The sequence below is a fragment of the Streptomyces apricus genome, from assembly GCF_008369065.1.
Lineage (GTDB): Bacteria > Actinomycetota > Actinomycetes > Streptomycetales > Streptomycetaceae > Streptomyces > Streptomyces apricus.
The window spans coordinates 1-6,696 of record NZ_VDFC01000055.1 but is presented as its reverse complement, the minus strand read 5'-3'; the positions used below and the strand labels follow the sequence as shown (position 1 = coordinate 6,696).

The 6,696-nt window shown below is 71.8% G+C and carries 5 protein-coding genes and 1 pseudogene; 1 reads left to right on the top strand and 5 read right to left on the bottom strand.

What is annotated here, in order from left to right:
• Nucleotides 1–16: 16 nt before the first annotated feature.
• The 4 genes from arfA to FGF04_RS31335 form a co-directional block, all read right to left on the bottom strand.
• Nucleotides 17–1,534 carry an arabinosylfuranosidase ArfA gene (gene arfA / locus FGF04_RS31350; protein WP_149514758.1) on the bottom strand — a complete coding sequence of 506 codons (1,518 nt, stop codon included), beginning with the start codon at nucleotides 1,532–1,534 and terminating at the stop codon, nucleotides 17–19.
• Between the two features lie 50 nt (nucleotides 1,535–1,584).
• A complete protein-coding gene (locus FGF04_RS31345) occupies nucleotides 1,585–2,475 on the bottom strand; it encodes a carbohydrate ABC transporter permease (protein WP_149514757.1) in 891 nt (296 codons plus the stop codon).
• A 2-nt stretch (nucleotides 2,476–2,477) separates the two neighbouring features.
• The gene (locus FGF04_RS31340; protein ID WP_149514756.1) at nucleotides 2,478–3,386 is read right to left on the bottom strand and encodes a carbohydrate ABC transporter permease; all 909 of its coding nucleotides are present in this window, start codon (nucleotides 3,384–3,386) and stop codon (nucleotides 2,478–2,480) included.
• A 144-nt stretch (nucleotides 3,387–3,530) separates the two neighbouring features.
• On the bottom strand, nucleotides 3,531–4,898 hold the full coding sequence (locus FGF04_RS31335) for an ABC transporter substrate-binding protein (protein ID WP_235882595.1): 1,368 nt from the start codon (nucleotides 4,896–4,898) through the stop codon (nucleotides 3,531–3,533).
• A gap of 325 nt (nucleotides 4,899–5,223) precedes the next feature.
• Between FGF04_RS31335 and FGF04_RS31330 the strand changes: the two genes are divergently transcribed.
• Entirely contained in the window at nucleotides 5,224–6,339 is a 1,116-nt protein-coding gene (locus tag FGF04_RS31330; protein ID WP_235882594.1) for a LacI family DNA-binding transcriptional regulator, read from the top strand.
• A 47-nt stretch (nucleotides 6,340–6,386) separates the two neighbouring features.
• Here the strand turns inward: FGF04_RS31330 and FGF04_RS31325 are convergent.
• Nucleotides 6,387–6,696, bottom strand: a pseudogene (locus FGF04_RS31325) (SAM-dependent methyltransferase); the annotation flags it as partial.

The following is a 6,696-nucleotide window of genomic DNA, read 5'->3' as shown; positions in this document are numbered from 1 at the left end:
GTGGGGGAGCGGCGGATCACTCGGCGGGGGCCAGGCGGATGACATTCCAGGACACCGGGGCCAGTTCGGCCTCCAGCGCGCCGTCGGCGGTCACCTCGGCCCCGCCGCCGGCCCGCGGCGTCACCCGGTCGGGCTGGGCCTCGGTGTTGACGGCGTCGGGGTCCTGGTCGGCCAGGACGAGGTGCTCCACGACCCGGTACCCGGCCAGCGGCCCGCGCAGGGCGGCCCGCAGCCGCAGCGGCTCGTCCTGGCCGCGGTGGACGGCGAGGACCGTGAGCGCGCCGCTCTCCTCCTCGTACGTCACCACCGTGTCCAGCGCGGACACCTCCCCGTGCCGCTGCGTGTCGATCAGGGACCCGGTGACGTCGGTGCGCAGCACCGTGCCGGTGGCGAAGCGGGCCGCCTGGGCGAACGGGTGGAAGATGGTCTGCCGCCAGCTCGGCCCGCCGGGCTCGCTGCGGATCGGGGCGATGACGTTGACCAGCTGGGCCAGGCACGCGATGGCCACCCGGTCGGCGTTGCGCAGCAGCGTGATGATCAGCGAGCCGACGACGACGGCGTCGGTCACGCTGTAGGTGTCCTCGATCAGCCGGGGCGTCTCGGCGGTCTCCAGATTGCGCTCACCGACGAACCGGGCCGCGTACCAGACGTTCCACTCGTCGAACGAGAGCCGGATGTGCTTCTTGGCGCGGCGCGCGGCGCGTACGTGGTCCGCAGTGGCGACCACGTCGCGGATGTACTGGTCCATGTGCGCCCCGGACGCGAGGAAACTGGCGCGGTCGCCGTCGAACTCCTCGTAGTAGGCGTGCAGGGAGAGGTAGTCGATCTCGTCGTACGTCTGCTCCAGGATCTCGCGCTCCCAGGTGCCGAAGGTCGGCATCTCCGCGTTGGAGCTGCCGCAGGCGACCAGTTCGATGGACGGGTCGACCTGCCGCATCGCCTTGCCCGTCTCGGCCGCGAGCCGTCCGTACTCGGTGGCGGTCTTGTGCCCGGTCTGCCAGGGCCCGTCCATCTCGTTGCCCAGGCACCACAGCTTCACGTCGTGGGGCGCGGTGTAGCCGTGCTTGACGCGCAGGTCGGACCAGGCGGTGCCGCCGGGCTGGTTGCAGTACTCCACCAGGGCGCGGGCGGCGTCGATGCCGCGGGTGCCGAGGTTGACCGCCATCATCGGGTCGAGGCCCAGCTCCCTGGCCCAGGTGAGGAACTCGTTGGTGCCGACCTGGTTGGTCTCGATGGAGCGCCAGGCCAGGTCGAGCCGGCGCGGCCGCTCGGAGGCCGGGCCGACCCCGTCCTCCCAGTGGTAGCCCGACACGAAGTTGCCGCCGGGGTAGCGGACGAGGCCCGTGCCGAGCTCCCGGACCAGCTCGGCGACGTCCGTGCGGAAGCCGGCGGCGTCCGCCGCGGGGTGCCCCGGCTCGTAGATGCCGGTGTAGACGCAGCGTCCCATGTGCTCGACGAACGATCCGTACAGGCGCGGGTCCACCTCCCCGACGGAGACCTCGGGGTCGACGGTGAACCGTGCGGTGTGCGGCATGCTGGAGCCTTTCTTGATGGTGAAGAGGGTGAACTTCCCTGCTGGTGCGGCTACTTGAGGCCGGTTCCGGCGATGCCCTCGACGATGCGGCGCTGGAACAGCAGGAACACGGTGACGAGCGGGATCGCGCCCAGCACGGCGGAGGCCATCAACTGGGCGTAGGGGACCCCGAAGACGTCCTGGACGGAGGTCAGTCCGACGGGGAGGGTCATCATCTCCGGGTCGGTGACGACCAGGAGGGGCCACAGGAAGTTGTTCCACACCCCGACGAACACGAAGATCGTGACCGCGGAGACGACCGGGCGCGAGAGGGGCATGACGATCTGCCGGTAGGTGCGCAGCCAGGACGCGCCGTCCGCGCGGGCGGCGTCGATCAGCTCCCGGGGGATGCCGTCGAAGAACTGCTTGAAGACGAACACCGCGACGACGTTGGGCACCTGGGGCAGCACGACGCCCCAGTAGGTGTTGAGCAGGCCGGCCGCCTGGAGCGCCAGGAACTGCGGGATCATCAGGACCTGTCCCGGGATCATGATCCCGGCGAGCAGCAGCACGAACGCGGCGCGGCGCGCCCTGAAGCGGGTCTGGGAGAGCGCGAAGGCGGCGAGCGAGGCGGCCACCACGGTCAGGACGGTCGTCAGCACCGAGGTGATGAAGCTGTTCGCGTACCAGTAGGGCAGCTTCCCCGCCGCGAAGATGTCCTCGTACGCCGCGAGGGTGGGGTGGGCGGTGAACCAGCTGGTGGGGTCGGTGATGACCTCCTGCGCGGGCCGGATCGAGGTGGCGAGCGCCCAGACGAGGGGCACCAGCCACAGCAGCGCGAAGGCGACGAGGGCTCCGAGGGCGACCCGGTTGAACAGGCGCTCGGCGTCGTACTTCCGGCGCCGGGGTGCGGCCGCGGGGGCCCGCCGGTCGGTCACGGGCGGAGTGGCGGTGGCGGTCATGATCAGCGCTCCTTCTCGGCGCGGCGGACGAGGGCGAACCAGACGAGCGAGACCAGCAGGATCACCACGAAGAGCAGCAGCGAGACGGTGGACGCGTAGCCGACGCGGCCCTCGACGAAGCCCGTGTCGTAGATGAGCTGGAGCGAGGAGCGGGTGCTTCCGTCGGGGCCGCCCATGGTCAGCATGTAGATCTGGTCGAACACCTTCAGGGAGGCGACCACCTGGAGGACCGTGACGAGGGTCGTGGTGCGGCCGAGCATGGGCACGACCACGTGGCGGATGCGCTGCCAGGGGCCGGCCCCGTCGATGGCCGCGGCCTCGTGCACGGAGCGCGGGATGTCCTGCAGACCGGCCAGGTACAGCACGAAGTTGAAGCCGAGCGTCCACCACACGGTGGCCGCGGCGATGGAGATCATCGCCCAGTCCGGGTCGCCCAGCCAGGACGGCGGGGTGTCCACGCCGAACCACGTCGTGACCTCGTGGGCGAGGCCCACCTGGTCGGCGTAGATGAACGTGAACAGCAGCGCGACGACCGCCGAGGGCAGCACGAACGGTGCGAAGAAGGCGAAGCGGAAGAACCAGCGTCCGCGTACGAAGCGGTCGGCGAGGATCGCCAGCACCAGGCTGAGCAGGACCAGCGGGACGGTCGTCAGGACGGTGAACCACAGGGTGTTGCGCAGGGTGCGCCAGAACTCGTCGTCGCTCAGGACGGCCGTGTAGTTGGACAGCCCGGCGAAGTCGCCGAGGCCCGACGTGAGCAGGCTGGTGTCGAAGAAGCCGGCCACGACGGTGTAGACCAGCGGCCCCACCAGGAAGAGCAGGTAGAACAGGGAGAAGGGCAACAGCATCCCCGGACCGGCCCAGCGGTCACCTCTGCCTCGGGCCTCGGTCGGTGCGGTTGTCGTGGCCATGGGACGGCCCTTTCAGTCAGGACATGACGGGACGCACGGGGTACGGGGCCCGGTGAGGGCCGGATGCGCGGCGGTCGGCGGCCAGCGGCCGACGGTGGATGGTCGGCCGTCCGCGGTCGGTGGTCGGTGGTCGGCGGACCGCGGTCACAGGGGTGCGGGCCGGCTCGCGAGTTCGCGCAGTTCGCTGCGCATCCGTGCCGCCCCCGCCGTGGCGCCGGTGGCGCCGGTGAACACCGAGGTCACCACGTCGCCGACGACGGTCTGCATCGTGCTGCCCGCACCGCCGTACCAGGCGGCCGGGTCGTAGGCGGCCCCGTCGGCGGCGGCCGCGTAGTGCGACTGCGGTACGAGCTCCCGGTACTCCCGGGAACGCTGGGTGGGCAGCCAGGCCGGGATGTGCCCGCCCTCCGCCCACAGCTTGCTCGACCCCAGCAGCGAGGCGACGAAGCCCAGGGAGAGGTCGAGGCGCTGCGCGGAGGCGGAGGGCGCCTTGGGGAAGACCAGCGAGTGCGAGTCGGCGGCGCAGGCGTAGGGCGCGTCGTCGAAGATCCTCGGCAGTGGCCGCATGTCGAACTTCACCTTGGAGCCCTGCACGGTCAGGACCTGCCAGACGCCGTCCATCAGGAAGCCGGCCTTGCCGGTGGTGAGCATCGTGATGGCGCCCGGGCCGTCGGTGGTCGTCGGGACGACCTTCTCCTGGGTGAGGCGGCGGATGTACGCGAGGGCCTCGGCCGCGGCCTCCGTGTCGATGACCACCTTCTTGCCCTGGTCGGCGACGAGGTCGCCGCCGCCGATCTGCCGGTAGAACGACCAGAAGAGCCGGAACTGCGTCGAGGCGTCCTTCACCGAGGCGACCGAACCGCCCCAGGCGCCGGTCACCTCCTTCGCCGCGCGCAGGGCGTCGATGAAGGCGTCGGGCCCGTCCACGTCCGCCAGCTTCCCCTCGCGGTCGAGGAGTCCGGCCTTCTCGGCGATGTCGGTGCGGAAGTAGAGCACGAAGGGGTGGGTGTCGAGCGGGATGGCGAACAGCTTCCCGTCGAGCTGCGACTTCTTCCACGGCCGCGCGTCGAACTTGTCCTCGGTCAGCCCGTGCCGGGCCAGGTCGGACGGCCGCAGCTCGGTGAGCAGTCCCGCCTCGGCGAGGGTGGGCACCTTCGACAGATGGCTGATGGCGACCTGGGGCGGCCGGTCGCCGAGCGTGGCCAGGGTGAGTTTGGTGTAGTACGGGCTGCCCCACACGAAGGTCGCGGACTTCAGGTCCGTCGCCCGGTGCCGGGACCGGTAGGCGGCCTGCATGGCCAGCAGCCGTTCGCCGTCGCCGCCGGTGAAGGGGTTCCAGAAGTTCAGGCGGGACGCGGTGGGCGCCCCGCCGGTGAACCCCTGCGCGAGGGTGCTGTCGCAGCCGCCGAGTACCGCGGCGGAGGCCGCCGCGGCGCCGAGCGACAGGGTGCCGCGCAGCAGCCGGCGCCGGGACGGAGCGGGCGGGGAGGGGTGCGGCGTGCGGTCCCGCATGGGCATGCGTCCTTCCACAGCAGGAAAAGCTGAACGGGTACGGCGAACGAGTACAACGTTGGAATGAGTGATAGCGCCGAACGGCTCGATCGGTGGGCCGAGGCGGTTACAACGTTGTATCCCCGCGGAAATGCGGCGTCAACACCTCTGCCGGAACTATCTGTTCGGCAGGTCGCTCACGCCGAACCGGTCATATCGCCCAAGTGGGAAGCGAAGCCATTACAACGTTGGAACATGGCTTACGCTGTGCAGCACACCGGACCGGCCCGCGTGACGATCGACGCGACGGCGGCCGGGAGGGAGCCGGGAAGGGAGGGCGACCGCCATGGCGGGTGCACGCCTCAAGGACGTCGCCGAGCGCGCGGGCGTGTCGATCAAGACGGTGTCGAACGTCGTCCGGGGCGAGGCCCGGGTCGCGGAACGGACCCGGCAGCGGGTCCTGCGCGCCATAGCCGAACTCGACTACCAGCCCAACGCCTCCGCGCGCCACCTGCGCACCGGCCGCAGCGGCGTCATCGCGCTGGCCGTCCCCGAACTGGTCGCGCCGTACTTCGCGGAGCTCGCCGCCGAGGTCATCGCGGCCGCCAAGAAGCGCGGCTGCACCGTGCTCATCGAGGACACCGGCGGCGACCCGGCGGAGGAGCTGCGCATCGCCTGCGGGCTCAGCGACCCGCTCATCGACGGTGTGCTCCTCAGCCCGCTCTGGCTCGACGAGACGATGCTCGCCAACCGCGGGCGCCGCGTCCCCCTCGTCCTGCTCGGCGAGCAGTCGTACCGGATCCCGGCGGACCACGTACTGATCGACAACTCCGCGGCGGCGCGGGAGGCGACCGAGCACCTGCTGCGGCTCGGCCGCCGGCGCATCGGGGTCATCGGCCGGCCCTCGGACCGGGCCCACGCGACGACGGTGCAGCGCATGCACGGCTACCTGACCGCCCTGCACGCCGCGGGGGTGCCGCACGACCCCCGGCTCGTCCCCGACACCGGGGAGTTCACCCGCGCCGACGGCGCCGCGGCCATGCGGGTCCTGCTCGCGCTGGACGAACCGCCGGACGCGGTCTTCTGCTTCAGCGACCTGCTCGCCTCGGGCGCGCTGCGCACGGCCCACGAGCACGGCCTGCGCGTCCCGCAGGACCTGGCGGTCGTGGGTTTCGACGACATCCAGGAGACCCGCTACAGCGTGCCGTCCCTGACCACCGTCTCGCCGGACAAGCGGGAGATCGCCGAACTGGCCGTGGACGCGTTGCTGCACCGCATCACCACCGACGCGGAGGCCCCGCACACACGACTGACGGCGGGCTACGAACTGGTCGTACGGGAGAGCACGGTCGCACGGGAGAGCACGGTCGTTCGGGACGACACCGGCACGGAGGGCGGCACCGGCGCGGGGGGCGACCCGGTCGCGCGGGGCACCACGGGACCGGAGGCGCCGCGGGGGTGACGGCGCCCCGGCGGAAGTGACGGTGCCTCAGCAGGGGCGACGGTGCCTCAGTGCGGGTCCCGCCGCCAGACGAAGACCTCCGTGGCCGGCTGCCGTTCGGAGAAGAGGTCCGACGGGGAGGCCTTCCGCAGCAGCCGGCGCACGTCCGCCTCGAAGGCGTCCAGGCGGGTGCCGAACAGGTGCGGCGCCGAGAACGACATCGAGAAGACCCCGGCCACGACGTCGTCGGCGGTGCGTTCCAGGACCTGCCCGCCGGGGACCACCAGGCGCCGGGGTCCGGCGAGACCGGCCCGGGCGAACACCGCCGCCTCCCCGCCCGGCGTCCCCTGCGGCAGGGTGCCCCGGCCCGCCCTGCGG

Coding starts and splice junctions, on each gene's coding strand:
- FGF04_RS31330 (WP_235882594.1), top strand. CDS start 5,224: ATGGCGGGTGCACGCCTCAAGGACGTCGCCGAGCGCGCGGGCGTGTCG.
- FGF04_RS31345 (WP_149514757.1), bottom strand. CDS start 2,475: ATGACCGCCACCGCCACTCCGCCCGTGACCGACCGGCGGGCCCCCGCG.
- arfA (WP_149514758.1), bottom strand. CDS start 1,534: ATGCCGCACACCGCACGGTTCACCGTCGACCCCGAGGTCTCCGTCGGG.
- FGF04_RS31335 (WP_235882595.1), bottom strand. CDS start 4,898: ATGCGGGACCGCACGCCGCACCCCTCCCCGCCCGCTCCGTCCCGGCGC.
- FGF04_RS31340 (WP_149514756.1), bottom strand. CDS start 3,386: ATGGCCACGACAACCGCACCGACCGAGGCCCGAGGCAGAGGTGACCGC.